Origin of the sequence: Lysinibacillus sp. FJAT-14745, from assembly GCF_001275675.1 — a bacterium.
GTDB lineage: Bacteria > Bacillota > Bacilli > Bacillales_A > Planococcaceae > Lysinibacillus.
In genome coordinates this window covers 94,948-110,706 of the sequence record NZ_LITM01000011.1, presented here as the reverse complement: position 1 = coordinate 110,706, position 15,759 = coordinate 94,948, and the positions used below count along the sequence as shown (strand labels likewise).

9 protein-coding genes, 17 tRNA genes, 1 rRNA gene and 3 riboswitches are annotated in these 15,759 nt (G+C 39.0%); of the genes, 25 read left to right on the top strand and 2 right to left on the bottom strand.

Annotation, left to right across the window (positions count from 1 at the left end; genetic code table 11):
• Nucleotides 1-123: 123 nt before the first annotated feature.
• The 19 genes from rrf to AMS59_RS18910 all read left to right on the top strand — a co-directional run bounded on the left by rrf (nucleotide 124) and on the right by AMS59_RS18910 (nucleotide 3,748).
• Nucleotides 124-239 (top strand): 5S ribosomal RNA (gene rrf / locus AMS59_RS19000).
• Nucleotides 240-253: 14 nt separating this feature from the next.
• Nucleotides 254-329 (top strand) — tRNA-Val (locus AMS59_RS18995).
• A 25-nt stretch (nucleotides 330-354) separates the two neighbouring features.
• A tRNA-Met gene (locus AMS59_RS18990) sits at nucleotides 355-429 on the top strand.
• A gap of 4 nt (nucleotides 430-433) precedes the next feature.
• Nucleotides 434-509: transfer RNA gene (locus tag AMS59_RS18985), tRNA-Asp, on the top strand.
• A 7-nt stretch (nucleotides 510-516) separates the two neighbouring features.
• A tRNA-Thr gene (locus tag AMS59_RS18980) sits at nucleotides 517-592 on the top strand.
• 6 nt (nucleotides 593-598) lie between these two features.
• A tRNA-Tyr gene (locus AMS59_RS18975) sits at nucleotides 599-682 on the top strand.
• A gap of 4 nt (nucleotides 683-686) precedes the next feature.
• Nucleotides 687-760 (top strand) — tRNA-Trp (locus AMS59_RS18970).
• 47 nt (nucleotides 761-807) lie between these two features.
• Nucleotides 808-883, top strand: a tRNA-His gene (locus AMS59_RS18965).
• 75 nt (nucleotides 884-958) lie between these two features.
• Nucleotides 959-1,031, top strand: a tRNA-Lys gene (locus AMS59_RS18960).
• A gap of 21 nt (nucleotides 1,032-1,052) precedes the next feature.
• A tRNA-Arg gene (locus tag AMS59_RS18955) sits at nucleotides 1,053-1,129 on the top strand.
• Nucleotides 1,130-1,146: 17 nt separating this feature from the next.
• Nucleotides 1,147-1,223, top strand: a tRNA-Pro gene (locus tag AMS59_RS18950).
• A gap of 15 nt (nucleotides 1,224-1,238) precedes the next feature.
• A tRNA-Ala gene (locus AMS59_RS18945) sits at nucleotides 1,239-1,314 on the top strand.
• Nucleotides 1,315-1,328: 14 nt separating this feature from the next.
• Nucleotides 1,329-1,421: transfer RNA gene (locus AMS59_RS18940), tRNA-Ser, on the top strand.
• Between the two features lie 7 nt (nucleotides 1,422-1,428).
• Nucleotides 1,429-1,504, top strand: a tRNA-Phe gene (locus AMS59_RS18935).
• A gap of 3 nt (nucleotides 1,505-1,507) precedes the next feature.
• Nucleotides 1,508-1,581 (top strand) — tRNA-Gly (locus tag AMS59_RS18930).
• Nucleotides 1,582-1,590: 9 nt separating this feature from the next.
• Nucleotides 1,591-1,667, top strand: a tRNA-Ile gene (locus AMS59_RS18925).
• 4 nt (nucleotides 1,668-1,671) lie between these two features.
• Nucleotides 1,672-1,748: transfer RNA gene (locus AMS59_RS18920), tRNA-Asn, on the top strand.
• Nucleotide 1,749: 1 nt separating this feature from the next.
• Nucleotides 1,750-1,821 (top strand) — tRNA-Glu (locus AMS59_RS18915).
• An 880-nt stretch (nucleotides 1,822-2,701) separates the two neighbouring features.
• Nucleotides 2,702-3,748 carry a nitric oxide synthase oxygenase gene (locus AMS59_RS18910; protein WP_053485295.1) on the top strand — a complete coding sequence of 349 codons (1,047 nt, stop codon included), beginning with the start codon at nucleotides 2,702-2,704 and terminating at the stop codon, nucleotides 3,746-3,748.
• A 68-nt stretch (nucleotides 3,749-3,816) separates the two neighbouring features.
• On the opposite strand, the gene AMS59_RS18905 is transcribed toward AMS59_RS18910, so the two are convergent.
• On the bottom strand, nucleotides 3,817-5,025 hold the full coding sequence (locus AMS59_RS18905; RefSeq protein WP_053485294.1) for an MFS transporter: 1,209 nt from the start codon (nucleotides 5,023-5,025) through the stop codon (nucleotides 3,817-3,819).
• A gap of 172 nt (nucleotides 5,026-5,197) precedes the next feature.
• A riboswitch (Lysine riboswitch) is annotated at nucleotides 5,198-5,374 on the top strand.
• Between the two features lie 87 nt (nucleotides 5,375-5,461).
• On the opposite strand from AMS59_RS18905, the gene AMS59_RS18900 reads away from it, so the two are divergent.
• From AMS59_RS18900 to AMS59_RS18880, 5 genes are all read left to right on the top strand, one after another.
• A complete protein-coding gene (locus tag AMS59_RS18900; protein ID WP_053485293.1) occupies nucleotides 5,462-6,925 on the top strand; it encodes an amino acid permease in 1,464 nt (487 codons plus the stop codon).
• Between the two features lie 840 nt (nucleotides 6,926-7,765).
• Nucleotides 7,766-8,458 carry a response regulator transcription factor gene (locus tag AMS59_RS18895; RefSeq protein WP_082337579.1) on the top strand — a complete coding sequence of 231 codons (693 nt, stop codon included), beginning with the start codon at nucleotides 7,766-7,768 and terminating at the stop codon, nucleotides 8,456-8,458.
• A gap of 4 nt (nucleotides 8,459-8,462) precedes the next feature.
• Complete coding sequence (locus AMS59_RS18890) at nucleotides 8,463-9,398, top strand: sensor histidine kinase KdpD (protein WP_053485291.1); 936 nt, start codon at nucleotides 8,463-8,465, stop codon at nucleotides 9,396-9,398.
• Between the two features lie 137 nt (nucleotides 9,399-9,535).
• Nucleotides 9,536-10,459 carry an ABC transporter ATP-binding protein gene (locus AMS59_RS18885; RefSeq protein WP_053485290.1) on the top strand — a complete coding sequence of 308 codons (924 nt, stop codon included), beginning with the start codon at nucleotides 9,536-9,538 and terminating at the stop codon, nucleotides 10,457-10,459.
• Entirely contained in the window at nucleotides 10,452-11,141 is a 690-nt protein-coding gene (locus tag AMS59_RS18880; RefSeq protein ID WP_053485289.1) for an ABC transporter permease, read from the top strand. Before AMS59_RS18885 ends, AMS59_RS18880 begins: the two co-directional genes overlap by 8 nt.
• 126 nt (nucleotides 11,142-11,267) lie before the next feature.
• Here AMS59_RS18880 and AMS59_RS18875 read toward each other — a convergent pair whose 3' ends face one another.
• Complete coding sequence (locus tag AMS59_RS18875) at nucleotides 11,268-12,533, bottom strand: Nramp family divalent metal transporter (RefSeq protein ID WP_053485288.1); 1,266 nt, start codon at nucleotides 12,531-12,533, stop codon at nucleotides 11,268-11,270.
• 544 nt (nucleotides 12,534-13,077) lie between these two features.
• Nucleotides 13,078-13,231, top strand: a riboswitch (cyclic di-AMP (ydaO/yuaA leader).
• A 181-nt stretch (nucleotides 13,232-13,412) separates the two neighbouring features.
• Here AMS59_RS18875 and AMS59_RS18870 point away from each other — a divergent pair.
• A complete protein-coding gene (locus AMS59_RS18870) occupies nucleotides 13,413-15,236 on the top strand; it encodes an APC family permease (RefSeq protein ID WP_053485287.1) in 1,824 nt (607 codons plus the stop codon).
• A 174-nt stretch (nucleotides 15,237-15,410) separates the two neighbouring features.
• Nucleotides 15,411-15,512, top strand: a riboswitch (purine riboswitch).
• Nucleotides 15,513-15,759: the final 247 nt, after the last annotated feature.

Genomic DNA, 15,759 nt, shown 5'->3' with positions numbered 1-15,759 from the left:
GGAAGTGTGGTGACACATGGAGCTGACGAATACTAATCGATCGAGGACTTAACCAAAAAAGTTTGAAACATTCAATGAGCGTTTATCCAGTTTTGAGAGAATAAGTTCTTTCAACTGAATAAGTGAAGTGATGATGGCAAAGAGGTCACACCCGTTCCCATACCGAACACGGAAGTTAAGCTCTTTAGCGCCGATGGTAGTTGGGGGCTTCCCCCTGTGAGAGTAGGACGTCGCTTCGCTTATTTACCCATGTGGAGGATTAGCTCAGCTGGGAGAGCACCTGCCTTACAAGCAGGGGGTCGGCGGTTCGAGCCCGTCATCCTCCACCATTCTTAAAATAAATCACTCTATTATCGCGGGGTGGAGCAGTGGTAGCTCGTCGGGCTCATAACCCGAAGGTCGTTGGTTCAAATCCGGCCCCCGCAACCAAAATGGTCCCGTGGTGTAGCGGTTAACATGCCTGCCTGTCACGCAGGAGATCGCCGGTTCGATCCCGGTCGGGACCGCCATATTTTTGCCGGTGTAGCTCAGTTGGTAGAGCAACTGACTTGTAATCAGTAGGTCGTGGGTTCGACTCCTATCGCCGGCACCATCCCATGGAGGGGTAGCGAAGAGGCTAAACGCGGCGGACTGTAAATCCGCTCCTTAGGGTTCGGCGGTTCGAATCCGTCCCCCTCCACCATTTTAGGGGCATAGTTCAACGGTAGAATAGAGGTCTCCAAAACCTTTGGTGTGGGTTCGATTCCTACTGCCCCTGCCAGGTTTCGAGGTACTCGTTATCAAACACTGCTGTGATTACATATAGTGGCGATTGTGGCGAAGTGGTTAACGCACCGGATTGTGGTTCCGGCATTCGTGGGTTCGATTCCCATCAGTCGCCCCATTTAATANCAACGGATTTTGATTCCGTCATGCCTAGGTTCGAATCCTAGTACCCCAGCCATTCATTTCTTAATATGAGCCATTAGCTCAGTTGGTAGAGCATCTGACTTTTAATCAGAGGGTCGAAGGTTCGAGTCCTTCATGGCTCATCATGTTTTTATAAAAATTATGCGCCCGTAGCTCAATTGGATAGAGCGTCTGACTACGGATCAGAAGGTTATGGGTTCGACTCCTGTCGGGCGCGCCAAAAATGCCTAATAGTATCGGAATGTAGCTCAGCTTGGTAGAGCACTTGGTTTGGGACCAAGGGGTCGTAGGTTCGAATCCTGTCATTCCGACCATCTTTCCTGATTGTTGGGGCCTTAGCTCAGCTGGGAGAGCGCCTGCCTTGCACGCAGGAGGTCAGCGGTTCGATCCCGCTAGGCTCCACCATTTATATAATTTCCGGAGGTATACCCAAGTCTGGCTGAAGGGATCGGTCTTGAAAACCGACAGGCGGGTAACACCGCGCGGGGGTTCGAATCCCTCTACCTCCTCCATTTTTCCGGGTCAGTAGCTCAGTTGGTAGAGCATTAGATTGAAGCTCTAAGTGTCGGCGGTTCGATTCCGTCCTGACCCACCATCTGCGGGTGTAGTTTAATGGTAAAACCTCAGCCTTCCAAGCTGATGTCGTGAGTTCGATTCTCATCACCCGCTCCAAAAAATAATGGGCCTATAGCTCAGCTGGTTAGAGCGCACGCCTGATAAGCGTGAGGTCGATGGTTCGAGTCCATTTAGGCCCACCATTATTCCGAAGTAGCTCAGTTGGTAGTAGCACCTGACTGTTAATCAGGTTGTCGCAGGTTCGAGTCCTGCCTTCGGAGCCACGGCCCGTTGGTCAAGTGGTTAAGACACCGCCCTTTCACGGCGGTAACACGGGTTCGAATCCCGTACGGGTCATCAAGCATGTTGCACATTCGTGCAACATGCTTTTTTTTTTTTTGTATGCCAACTATACTGACAAACAAAGATCACCATGCGTTAAGGAACTCTATTTCTATTGCCCACTTAATAACGTCTGCTCCTAAATACTATGAAGGTAGTAACAATGATAAACAAAATTGCAAATATGACTGAAGGCGTTTCGGGTATTACAGATTTTCCGAACGAGAAAGCCCATGCAGGGTGTAGCTCCGGATGAAAGTGAGGTCAGACAAGAGGTAGACTTTTGCTACCTTAATTGTCTGACAGGGTGTTATACTTCACAAGTAAAAGTATATAGAACACACTCGTTCATTGAAAATTGGATATTGTATAAAGTTCGATAGCCAAATTCATACTATCGGTAAAACAATATGTGTCGTCAAGAAAAAAGACGCTAAGACACATCGAACGAAACCAACTATACGCTATGGTAACAGTAGCGTAGCCCTATCTGCTATTTGCACTGGATAGGGAGGGGTAATGGGATACCCCAATCTTGAGAGCTGTTCAAAACAGAAATGGACTGCGAACGCTTAGTTACTCAGGAATCCCACTGACATTAGTCAGCTTGTCCCTTTAGGGGTGGGAATCCCAACTACTTGGGCATAAATAAACGTTATAATAGCAAATCTATACTCAATAGTTTTTTCCTCTGTAATTTCCCCTAATTGTTATAATGTCTTCTCAAAATAGGAACCCTAATCCATAAATAATTTAAGTTTTACAAAAATAGAAGAATGATATGAAATATTGAACAAAGTATTTCATATATAAAATATGTATGTTTTCTAGCAGATTTTTTCGTGGTGATTATAGTTCCATTCCTCTAATATGAGGATAGATGGAGGAATTCGATATGAATTTACATGAAGTACAGCGGTTTTTAGAACTTTATCAAGTAGAACAAAATGAGTCTAAAACATGGCTAGAAAATAAATTACAGCAAATTAAAACAGCAGGCGAATATATACCGACAACGGAAGAATTAATCTTTGGTGCACGAGTAGCATGGCGCAATAGTAATAAGTGTATTGGTCGATTGTTTTGGCAATCGCTGCATGTTGTTGATGCCCGAGATATTTCAAAAGAAGAAGATATTTTCAACGCATTGCTTGAACATATTCAATATGCAACAAATAATGGGAAAATTCGTCCAACAATAACGATTTTTGCACGAGGGCGAGTGCGTGTATGGAATCATCAGCTAATCCGTTATGCTGGCTATGAAACGGAATCTGGAATCGTTGGTGATCCGCATTCTGTTGAGTTTACAAAAGTATGTGAGTCACTTGGTTGGCAAGGTAAGAGAACAGCATTTGATGTGCTTCCGCTCGTTGTACAGGTAGATGGAAGGGAACCACAAATGTTTACTATCCCTGATGAATATGTACTCGAGGTACCGATTCGTCATCCGGAATCTACTCAAGTCGAGCAGTTGGGATTAAAATGGTATGCAGTGCCGATAATTTCGAGTATGCGATTCCAAATGGCAGGTATCGATTTTGAAGCAGCCCCATTTAATGGATGGTATATGGGTACAGAAATTGGGGCACGTAATTTAGCAGATCATGAGCGTTATCATATGCTGCCCGCTATAGCAGAAATTTTTAACCTTGATACAACGAAACAGGCTTCTCTATGGCGTGATCGTGCATTAGTTGAGCTGAATATTGCAGTTCTGCATTCCTTTAAAGAAGACGGTGTCAGCATCGTAGATCATCATACAGCTGCACAGCAATTTAAGTTGTTTGAAGAAACAGAAGCAGCAGCGGCACGTGAGGTTACAGGAAATTGGACGTGGTTGATTCCACCTCTTTCACCGGCTACGACTCATATTTACCATAAACCTTATGTTAATGTTTACAATACTCCGAACTATTTTTATCAGAAACCCCCTTATTAGTAGAGAAAGGCAGCTCACTTTAACTTATTTCAGCGCATCCGCTGGAATAAGATTATGAGCCGCCTTCTTTAGTTCACATATTCATTTTTAGAAGCCCTAAAAGAACATAAGGAGAGTATTAATACTACGACAACAAAGAGCCAGCCGGCGATGTTCCAGCCACCAAATAAATCATGCAAATAACCAAATAAGATTGGACCGATTGCTGCTAATAAATATCCTAATGATTGTGCAAATCCTGATAAATCAGCTGCCTCAAAAGCTGTACGGGTACGTAGTGTAAAGAACATCATCGCTAATGAGAACGAAGCTCCCCCTGCTAAGCCTAGAAGCACCATCCACAGTACAGCGAGGCTTGTCCATTCCATTACTAGTCCGATAAAGCCAACTAAGTAAAATACCGTAAACATTAATACGAGAGGTCGTTGAGATGTCATTTTACTAGCGATAATAGGCACAGCTAAAGCCATTGGGACTTGTGAAAATTGCATGATGGAAAACATCCAGCCTGCACGATCTGCGGCTAATCCTTGAGCTGTATATATTTCAGGAATCCAAGCGGCGGTTGTATAGAATAATAATGACTGTAATCCCATAGCCCCCGTTACTGCCCAAGTAACAGGTGATTTCCATAATGGTGTACGTTCTTTCGTAGTCTCAACAGCCGGTTCAGGCTTATTAAATTTCAGCTGTGGAATCCAAATTAAAATGGTTAACACCACAAGAACAAGTGCGATGGCTAAAGCCCCTTGCCAGCCAAATGATGAATTAGCAATAGGATAACTAATACCAGCACCAAGTCCAGCTGTCAAATTCATCGACATTGTGAAAAATGCCATAAGTAAACCTATGTGATAAGGAAACTTCAATTTAAGTAATCCGGGAATTAGTACGTTACCGAATGAAATGGCTATACCAATTAGCACAGTACCAAATACGAGCACACTAGTTGTGCCGAGGGAGCGTAGGACAATCCCTAACGCTAAAAGAATAGTTGATGAAAATAATGTCAATTCTAGCCCAAATTTACGTGCGACAATAGGTACGAATGGTGAAATGATTGCAAATGCTAGCAATGGGATCGTTGTTAGAAAGCCCGCTAGTACATTGGATATGCCGAGATCTTCACGGATAAAGGATATAATAGGCCCAACAACTGTTAGCGGCATCCGTAATGTCGAGGCAATACAAATTACTCCGATAACTAGTAATAAGGTTGTACCTTTCCAGCTAATTTTTCTGCTAGGATAAGTATCGGTATGTTCATGAGTAGTCAAATAAATCCCCCTTGTTAGAACAATTATAATTGAATCATTATACTACTTTATCACAACAATAAAATGATGGAAAATTCGCAAAATACAGAACATTAATCAGGCTATTGAAATGTCATAGGTCGTATGTTAAACTAATATCCATCATAAATTTAATATATATGCCTCATGTTTGTATTGAGGTAGAGGTCGCGGTATTTAAGAGTATGCTAATGGAAATGACAAGCATTAGAGATGTTAGTTGAAAGGAAATACTGCCGAAGTGTGAGGGGACTTGAAAACCTCATGCTGGGGCTGTCTCCGAAAGGAACAGAACTGTCACGTTTGAACAACGTGTTGAGCTATCATTTTGAAGGAACAGAGGGTTTACTTAGCCATCACAGCAACGTTCATGTGATGGCATTTTTTTCGCCTCTTAAAAAAGGAAGGAAGCTATATCGTGAGTGAAATAAAAGTCAATCAGCTCGGTCATAAAGCACCGAAGCTGAAAAAAGAATTAAAAAGCCGTCATATTACAATGATTTCATTAGGCGGTACTATCGGTACAGGATTGTTTTTAGCTAGTGGCGGTGCCATTGCGCAAGCAGGCCCTGGCGGTGCACTACTCGCCTATGCATTAATCGGTGTCATGGTGTATTTTTTAATGACGAGCTTAGGCGAAATGGCAGCCTATATGCCATCATCGGGCTCATTTAGTACGTATGCTACAAAATTTGTAGACCCAGCTTTAGGCTTTGCGCTTGGTTGGAACTACTGGTACAACTGGGCAATTACCATAGCGGCGGAAATTTCTGCTGTCTCATTAATTATGAAATATTGGTTCCCAGATAGCTCATCTGCACTTTGGACTGTATTATTTATTGCTGTCGTTTTAACGTTCAATCTATTATCGGTAAAAAGCTATGGTGAAAGTGAATATTGGTTTGCCATGATAAAGGTTGTAACTGTGATTGTTTTTATTATCATCAGTTTCTTAATGATATTTGGTATTCTAGGAGGACATGCTCCAGTAGGCTTTACGAATTTCTTTATCAGTGATGGACCATTCCACGGTGGATTCCTTGCTACATTTGGTATTTTCTTAGCTGCGGGATTCTCGTTCCAAGGGACAGAGTTACTTGGAATAACAGCAGGTGAAACAGATGATCCTGGTAAAAATATTCCGAAAGCTGTGAAGTCGGTTTTCTGGCGAATTCTTTTATTTTATATTTTAGCGATCGGTGCAATTGGGCTGCTGATTCCATTTACAGACTCACGTTTGCTATCTGAAGATATCGCTGTTTCACCATTTACACTGGTGTTCGACCGTTTAGGAATTGCCTTTGCTGCATCATTGATGAATGCTATCATTCTAACGGCAATGCTGTCAGCAGGGAATTCAGGGCTGTACGCATCGTCACGTATGCTTTGGCAATTAGCGGTAGATGGACATGCACCGAAAATTTTCACTAAACTAAGCCGTCGAGGTATTCCGATTTACGCATTATTAGCGACTTTAGCTGTAGGTTGCCTAGCATTTTTAGCTTCATTCTTTGGTGATGGTGTGGTCTATATGTGGTTGCTAAATGCCTCTGGGATGTCTGGCTTCATTGCCTGGTTAGGAATTGCATTTAGCCATTACCGTTTCCGTCGAGCATTCGATGCACAAGGCTTAGATCCGAAATTATTACCGTATAAAGCAAGGCTATTCCCATTCGGCCCGCTATTTGCCTTTACAGTTTGTATGATTGTTGTTATTGGACAAAACTACACTGCCTTTATGGGTGGTACAGTAGATTGGTACGGAGCCCTTGTCTCATATATCGGTATTCCACTGTTCTTATTGTTATGGCTTGGCTATAAAATCAAACATAAAACAAAAATGCTTCCATTGGAGCAATGTGATTTAAAAGTAGAACAATAAAAAATAAAACTGTCCTGTGAGTCATGGAAAATGACTTGCAGGGCAGTTTTTTTAGTTTAATAATAAATTTGTACCCCAGACGTACAATCAAAATACTACAAGTGAACGATTAATCTTTAAGCTTCAAAACCTCGTATCCCCATAATAGCAATCATCGATCCGTAGATGACAAGAATAAGCAAAATGATGAGTAATCCTAAATATTTAGAAATACTGTTTATTTTGATCTAATTCCGGATATCCCAAAATAAATACTCATTATCCAGAGTAGAGCACCTAAATAAAAATAAATCCTGAAGATACCATTCTCATTTAATGAACTAGCATAAAACAATAACAACCCGATAATACAAAATATAATAGAAAAAAAACCGTAATTTCTTCTAGATTTTCGGCCCTTTCTAAATTAATTTTGAGTTATTAATAGTAATACACCAATTACTCCTTGGTGTTACAAATTTTATATTTGAGGATCTTCAGATAAAATTACTGGAAAATATATAAAAGGACTTTAGTCTCTCCAATCATCCTCCATTTTTTGTGTATAACCTTAATATGGTAAACTATTATAAAAATGAATCATCACCAAATTTTAAGGATGACATTTGTAAACGTATATCGTGTATATAAGTTGACCTTCGTTCCGGCTGAACGCCCCCAGGAAGCTTTGCTCTGTGCGAAAGCGAAGCGTCAGCAATTGTTTTATCTGTGCGAAAGCGAAGCGACAGCAACAACAACAAAGCGCACAGCCGAAACGAAAATCAACCCCTCAGTGTAGTGATAATTATAGTAATGATAAGGTATATATAGACACTTTATGTTAGGAAGAGGTGCATGAAAGTGCAAAAGCATATTTTACTAGTAGAAGATGACGAAGCCATTCGTGAAATGGTGGAAAACTATTTAACGATGGAAGGATTCCTTGTCACCTCTGCAGTAAATGGAGAAGAAGCATTACAAAATTGTTTAAACAATCCCTTTGATTTAGTGATCTTGGATATTATGATACCGAAACTTAATGGATTAGAAGTTTTAAAGATCATACGAGAGCAAGCATCACTTCCAATTATCATCATGTCAGCCAAGGATAGTGATGTTGATAAAGCGTTAGGGCTAGGATTAGGGGCAGATGATTATATTGCCAAGCCATTTTCGATGCTGGAATTTTCGGCACGTGTCAAAGCAGCGATTAGAAGAGCTACAAAATACTCCAGTCAAGCAGAGGAGAAGAAAGATATAGTAGAGATAGACAATTTATCGATAGACCTTGTTAATTTTTCAGCTGAGAAGAATGGACAACAAGTAAAGCTTACATCAAAGGAGTTTGGCATTTTAAAATTATTCGTGACAAATCGTAATCGAGTTTTTACAAAGCAGCAAATTTATCAATTGATTTGGAATGATGCTTACTATGGAGATGAAAATATTATTAATGTACATATAAGAAGATTGCGCGAAAAAATTGAAGACGATCCATCCAATCCTAGGTATATTAAAACACTTTGGGGAATCGGCTATAAATTTGAAGGATAAACAGATGATTATATTTCTATTACTAATTATTGTGTTACTCGTAGGCATTATTATTTTTCAGGTGAGAGTAAAAAAACAACAAGAGGCTACTATTCAATATATGCATCAAAAACTGCAAGCCATTATTGATGAACAATCAAGTGAGAAGGTTTTAGTATCGACAACAAATCAAGAATTACAGCAGCTACTGATTGCGATGAATGCGTTGCTAGGCCACAATCAAAAAGTACTGGCGACACATCGCAAAATGGAAAGTTCCATGAAAAAGATGCTGGCCAATATTTCGCATGATCTTAAGACTCCTTTAACAGTTGTACTAGGTTATACGGAAATGCTACAGCTTAATCAGACACTTAGTGATGAGGAGCGGCAACGGTTACTCACTGGCGTTCATTCGAAAACATTGGAAGTATTAAAAATAATACATACATTTTTTGATCTGGCAAAATTGGAGGCTGGGGATACAGATTATCCAATGACAAAAATTAATGTAAGTGAAATTTGCCGCAAAAATATTTTATCATTTTACGATATGGTCACGTCTATGGGACTAGAAATCGATATAGCAATACCAGAGATATCCGTGTATGCACTTGGCAATGAAGAAGCGTTAGATAGGGTTCTGAATAATTTACTGTCCAATGCTATTGCCTATGGGGCGGCAGGAAACATCATTGGACTCACAGTGCGAAATGATGATACGAATATTTTTATTGATGTCTGGGATCGTGGTAAGGGGATTGACGAATATCATATTGACAATGTTTTTGAAAGAATGTATACACTTGAGGATTCCAGAAATAAATCCTTCCAAGGGAGTGGCCTTGGCTTAACCATTACAAAACGTCTTGTAGAATTAATGGAGGGCTCCATCCAGCTTTCCAGTATCCCATATGAGAAGACTATTTTTACAGTTTCTTTAAAACGAATGACATACTGAGCAGTCATGCTTGTAGAGCATTTTAAGTGCTTTACAAGCTTTTCTTCTGTGCTTAAGAAATTTGTAAGAATCAAGTAATAAATTAGAGAGTTTCATTTTTTATAATAAAGATAGCTAAATTTAAGGGAGAGATCTACATGACATATATTGTGAAAACAAATCAGCTTACGAAAGTGTTTGAGGGAAAAGAAGTCGTTTCTGCTGTGACTATGCATGTGAAAAAGGGAGAGATATACGGGTTTTTAGGTCCTAATGGTGCCGGGAAAACGACAGTCATGAAAATGCTGACTAACCTTACGAAGCCAACAAGTGGAGATATTGAAATCTTTGGTGAGAAATTAAATGACCACTCATACGAAGTGCTGAAAAGAATGGGAACGATTATTGAATACCCGATTTTTTATGAAGATTTAACAGCACTGGAAACGTTAGAATTACATTGTGAATATATGGGCTATTATGACAAGAAAGAAATTGCCCATGTCCTAGATCTAGTGAAACTAACAAACACGGAGAAGAAACGTGTAAAAGACTTTTCTCTTGGGATGAAACAACGGTTGGGTATTGCACGTGCAATTATTACTAAGCCGGAATTACTTATTTTAGACGAGCCAATCAATGGACTAGATCCAGTTGGCATTAAAGAGCTTCGAGAACTATTCAAAATGCTTTGTAATGAGTATGGAATTACGATTATTATCTCTAGTCATATTTTGGGTGAAATTGAACAATTAGCAGATACAGTTGGGGTTATTAAAGATGGAAGATTAATTAAGGAAGTATCAATGGACACTGTCAATCGTAGTCAGGCAGATTATATTGAAGTGATTGTCAATGATGGGAAAAAGGCTGCCTTTATTATAGAAAGTAAATTAAATATTACTAATTTCAAACTAATAGATGACAACTGTATTCGAATTTATGAATCGACAGCCTCACAAAAGGTACTATCTAAAACATTGATTGAGCATGATATTGAAATTGAGGGCATTAGCAAAAAAACAAGCTCATTAGAGGATTATTTCTTGAAGTTAATCAATGGAGGTGTAGCTAGTGCTTAATTTAATGCGTCTGGAAATGAAAAAATATCATATTGGTTCATATATAAAAAAAGCTGTTTTTGCAAATTTTGTGATATTAGGTATTATGTTTATGCTTTTATTTATTACTAAAATAGAAGGGGATCCAGGATTTGATAATTACCAGGCAGCATTAAGTATTATTGATTCAGCTGTAAGAGCAGTGTTTATTATTTTTGCTAGTGCATTAATCGCCAAGCTTATTATTGGTGAATTCAAATATAAAACGATCACTGTAGCATTTATGTACCCAATCAATAGGAAAAAACTAATTGCTTCAAAGCTAGCTATTGTTGTTCTTTTCACCTTTAGTGCAATTATTATCTCAACTGCTTTTGTAACAGCGATTTTTTGTATTGTTAGTGAGAATTTCCAGTTGGTTTCAGATACATTAACGAGCTCTTTCATCATACAACGAATTCCCGTTGTGATCATGAATGCAGTTGCAGCATCATGTATCGCATTAATACCATTGTATTTCGGGATGAGAAAATACTCCATTCCGGCAACAATTATATCATCTATTTTAATTGTAGGGGCCGTATCATCAAATACGGGTAACTTCACCTTGTACGATATTATTTTCATACCAATCACTTTAGCTATGATTGGTATAAGCGTGGCCTATTTATCGTTCCGAAACATAGAGAAGATAGATATTTGAGGACAAAAAAATAGCCCATCACAAAAGTAGGGGATAACATTTGTTAAAACGTATCGGAAAAAGCCCCTAATATGTAGAAATGCCAGACACAAAACCAAATGAAGGTCTTTGTGTCTGGCATTTTTGTTAACCAAATACTGTTTGCCATAATAAATAAAGATTTAAAGCAACTACAATTACCACGACAATCCATCCTAATATGGTTGTAATACGATGGTTAACAAGGCTTCCCATAATATCACGCTTACTTGTAAACATAACAAGCGGAACAAGAGCAAATGCAATACCAAAAGATAAAATAACCTGACTTAGGACAAGCGCATAAGTCGCATTAACTCCAGATGCAATGATAATCAGAGGAGGTAACATTGTAATAGCTCGACGTAAATAGAGCGGAATTTTCTTTCTTATAAAGCCTTGCATCACAACGTCACCTGCAAGTGTACCAACTGAAGAGCTAGCAAGACCTGCAATGAGAAGTCCAAGACCAAAGGACACTGCCGCCATCGGACCAAGCGCCTCTTTTAAACCGGTATAAGCGATATCTAAATCTTCCACTACTACGCCTTGTGTATGGAATACTGCTGCTGCAATAACAAGCATACTCATATTGATGGCACCGGCGATAATCATCGCGATGATGATATCAATAAACTCAAAACGGAAAATACGTTTTTTTTCAGCATCATTGCGGCCAACGACACGACTTTGTGTTAATGAAGAGTGCAAGTAAATAGCGTGTGGCATGACAGTTGCCCCTAAAATACCTGTTGCCAGTAAAATAGAATCTACTCCATCAAAGCGTGGTGTAAACATGCCTATTGTTACTTCGCCCCAATTTGGCTGTGCTAAAAATGTTTGGAATGCAAATGCTAATACGACAATAAGCACCATGCCAGAAATACCCGCTTCAAACGCTCTAAAGCCTCTGCGCTGTAATTCTAAAATAGCAAATGAGCCGACTGCTGTAATAAGCGCTGCAGGTAACATTGGAATATTGAATAATAAGTACAGCCCTAGTGCAGCTCCAATAAATTCTGCTAGGTCTGTTGCAATAATGACCAATTCAGCCTGTATCCATAAAAAAATAGAAGTTTTTTTAGAATAATGTTCACGTGCTACTTCGGGTAAATTTTTACCTGTCGCAATACCAAGCTTTGCTGACAAAGATTGAATTAACACCGCCATTAAATTAGAAAAGGCGATTACCCAAAGCAGTAAATATCCATATTGTGAACCTGCTGTAATATTGGTTGCGAAGTTGCCTGGATCAATATAGGCAACTGCTGCGATGAATGCTGGGCCGAGAAACGGTAAGATTCGTCGCCAACCATTTATTTCTCCATTTAAAACCGCCTCAGCGGACGGTTTTGTCATTCGTTTGTAAACCATGTTGTTCCCTCATTTCAAAGAGTATCGCAAGCGAAATAAAGTTTCCTGGAGGAAAATATATAGTACTATTTTATAGCTTTAGCGAAAAAATGTGAAGATATTTGTCTAATTTTTGTAGCTCAATATTTATGTAGTTAAAGTATGCACGTTTGAATATGCAGTATTAACAAAGAATCTGTACTCGAGCACATTTGCAACGTTTTTTCTTATAGAAAAGATCTCTTTCAAAGGAAAAAGGTACAGTGACTAAAATTAAGCTTGATAATGGAATTTACGAAATCGAAATCACAAACAGATAGATGAATACGAAGTAGATGTGTATTCCTCTACAGGTGAAATTAAAGTCTTTGAATAAGATGTTGAGGATAATGTGCATAAGCTATCTTAAAAGTGGAAAAATACTTTTAAGATAGCTTTTTAGTTCGGCGGGTAATTACACACTACCCGCGAGAAAATTTGTGCTTTTCACTTATAACAATAAAAAATTTTCTTCTTTACTTTTTTTTAATACGAGCGTAATATGACATCATTATAAAAGTTTCAAATTTCTAAATCGCTGAAGCAACTAAACGCGGGGGACCCAATTTTTACGGATTGCTAAACAATAATCCTTGGGGTGAATCTCTTCATTTATGGAAGGGTAGGGCTACTCAGGCCCGAATCCGACAGCTAACCTCGTAAGCGTTAAGAGCAGAAAAGTTGGAGCTTGGCAGACGAATGAGCGTCTACAAGTCGTATTTAGTGATGACTTGTAGACGTTTTTTTATCCTCATTAAAAATGGAATTAAGCCCCAGTGGATAACACAGAAACCGATTATGCTAAGGTGTAATCGATTTAGAAATGCGAAACACATCCCATGAAATTAGAAGGTGTTGTATATGAAATCCTCCTTAAAACGTTATGTTATCGGAAAACCATTGAGATCCGATGCGTTAGGGGAACAAAAGCTTAGTAAAACAAAGGCTCTTGCCATACTATCGTCCGATGCTTTGTCATCAGTGGCGTACGGGCCTGAGCAAATTTTAATTGTGCTTATGACAGTAAGTACTGTTGCGTTTTGGTATTCACTACCAATTGCCGCTGGGGTAGTTGTGTTATTAACAGCACTTATTTTTTCGTATCGTCAAGTTATTTATGCGTATCCACATGGTGGTGGTGCATACGTAGTTTCTCGGGAAAATTTAGGCGTCAATGCCGGTCTCGTCGCTGGTGGTTCATTGCTTGTCGATTACATTTTAACAGTTGCGGTAAGTGTTTCAGCTGGGACAGATGCGATTACTTCGGCATTTCCAAGTCTACATCCCTATAACGTGCTAATTGCTGTATTTTTTGTTATATGTTTAACGCTTTTAAACTTACGTGGTATCACAGAATCTGCATCCATTTTAGCGTACCCAGTATATTTGTTTGTGTTAGTCATGCTGATATTAATTGGAGTAGGGATTTATAACGTAGTAACAGGGCAAGTTCCAGCAGAGTTGCATCCAAAAGTTGGTACACCAGTTGCAGGAATTAGTCTTTTTATATTATTAAAGGCATTTGCATCAGGAAGCTCAGCTTTGACAGGTGTTGAAGCCATTTCAAATGCTATTCCTAATTTTAGAGATCCAGGACCAAAAAATGCGTCTAAAACGTTACTTGCAATGGGTGGTATTTTAGCAGTGCTATTTATCGGTATTGTAAGTTTAGCTTATTTTTATGGAGTTGCTCCAAATGCAAAAGAAACAGTTGTTTCACAAATTGCGGAGGCAAGTGTAGGTCGTAATTTCTTTTATTATATAGTACAAGGAACAACAGCGATGATTTTAGTACTCGCTGCAAATACAGGTTATTCAGCCTTCCCTTTACTAGCAGTCAATTTATCGAAGGACCGTTTTATTCCAAGAATATTCCAAAGTCGTGGGGATCGTCTCGGATATTCAAATGGAATCTTGATGCTTGGTTTAGCTGCCATTGTCTTAATCATTTTATTTGATGGGGCAACAGAGCATTTAATTCCACTTTATGCAGTTGGCGTTTTTATTCCGTTTACGTTAGCGCAGGCTGGAATGATGCGAAAATGGTGGCGTGAAAAGCCAAAAGGTTGGGTTGCAAAATTTGCAATCAATACGATTGGAGCGATTATTTCCTTTGTTGTCGCTATGATGTTTTTTGTGACGAAATTACCTCAAGTATGGCCAGTATTTATCTTTTTACCAATGATTATTTTGATGTTTCACCGAATTAAACACCATTATCAGGCAGTGGGTGAGCAGTTAAGATTAAATAATGAGGAGCTAGCGACTATTGAGGGGAATGTTTTCATTGTCCCTGTCGCTGGTATTACGAAAGTAGTGGAAAACACAGTGCATTATGCGCAGGCATTAAAGGTAGACAAAATTATCGCCTTTTATGTGGCCTTCGATCAAGCTGACGCAAAAGCTTTTGAAGAGAAATGGCAAGCTTGGCAGCCGGATGTACGGCTTGTAACATACTATTCACCATATCGAAGTATTACACAGCCATTGATGAAATTTATTGATAAGGTTGAACATCAATGCGCGAAAACAGGACATCGAGTAACAGTTGTCATTCCACAGTTTATACCAAAAAAAGGGTGGCATCATATGTTACATAATCAATCGAGTTTATTAATTCGTGCTACGCTGTTATTTAACAAAAATGTCGTTATTATGACAGTGCCTTTCCATTTATTAAAATAATGACTAGCATGCAGGAAAATTGTCTGATATAATCAGTACGTTGATTGTAAAACACGAACGTTTTCAATTAAAATCCATCGGAATATCAGTAAATTCCGAAAAATCAATCTTTGTTCAGTAGGTCATATAGTCATATACCGAATGAAGTGCTGATTTGAATAATTGTTATGTATTACAGCTTCATACTGTTTCACTCATATAACGGCGAGAATATGGCTCGCAAGTTTCTACCGATTTACCGTAAATAAATCGACTATGGGTAGCAATGTTTTAGAAGATCTCATATAAGATGATGACTTTTTCTATTTGTTTCGACGTTTTTACGCTGAATGCTTTGCTCCACTCGTAGATGAATGGATCAAGGTATTCAGCGTTTTTTATTACTTGGAATGAGCATTTCTTCTGAGATAAGGCCTTCGTGACATCAATATCGTATGGCCCAGAGGCGACTTGACGCTCGCCTGTAACGGAAAGTTATTTGCTCATAAAAACTTATTACTATAAGAAAGAAGGATAAAAAGGA

Bases quoted from the DNA above. Each gene is read 5' to 3' on its own strand.
- AMS59_RS18870 (WP_053485287.1), top strand. From the start codon at position 13,413: ATGAAATCCTCCTTAAAACGTTATGTTATCGGAAAACCATTGAGATCC.
- AMS59_RS18910 (WP_053485295.1), top strand. From the start codon at position 2,702: ATGAATTTACATGAAGTACAGCGGTTTTTAGAACTTTATCAAGTAGAA.
- AMS59_RS18885 (WP_053485290.1), top strand. From the start codon at position 9,536: ATGACATATATTGTGAAAACAAATCAGCTTACGAAAGTGTTTGAGGGA.
- AMS59_RS18875 (WP_053485288.1), bottom strand. From the start codon at position 12,533: ATGGTTTACAAACGAATGACAAAACCGTCCGCTGAGGCGGTTTTAAAT.
- AMS59_RS18890 (WP_053485291.1), top strand. From the start codon at position 8,463: ATGATTATATTTCTATTACTAATTATTGTGTTACTCGTAGGCATTATT.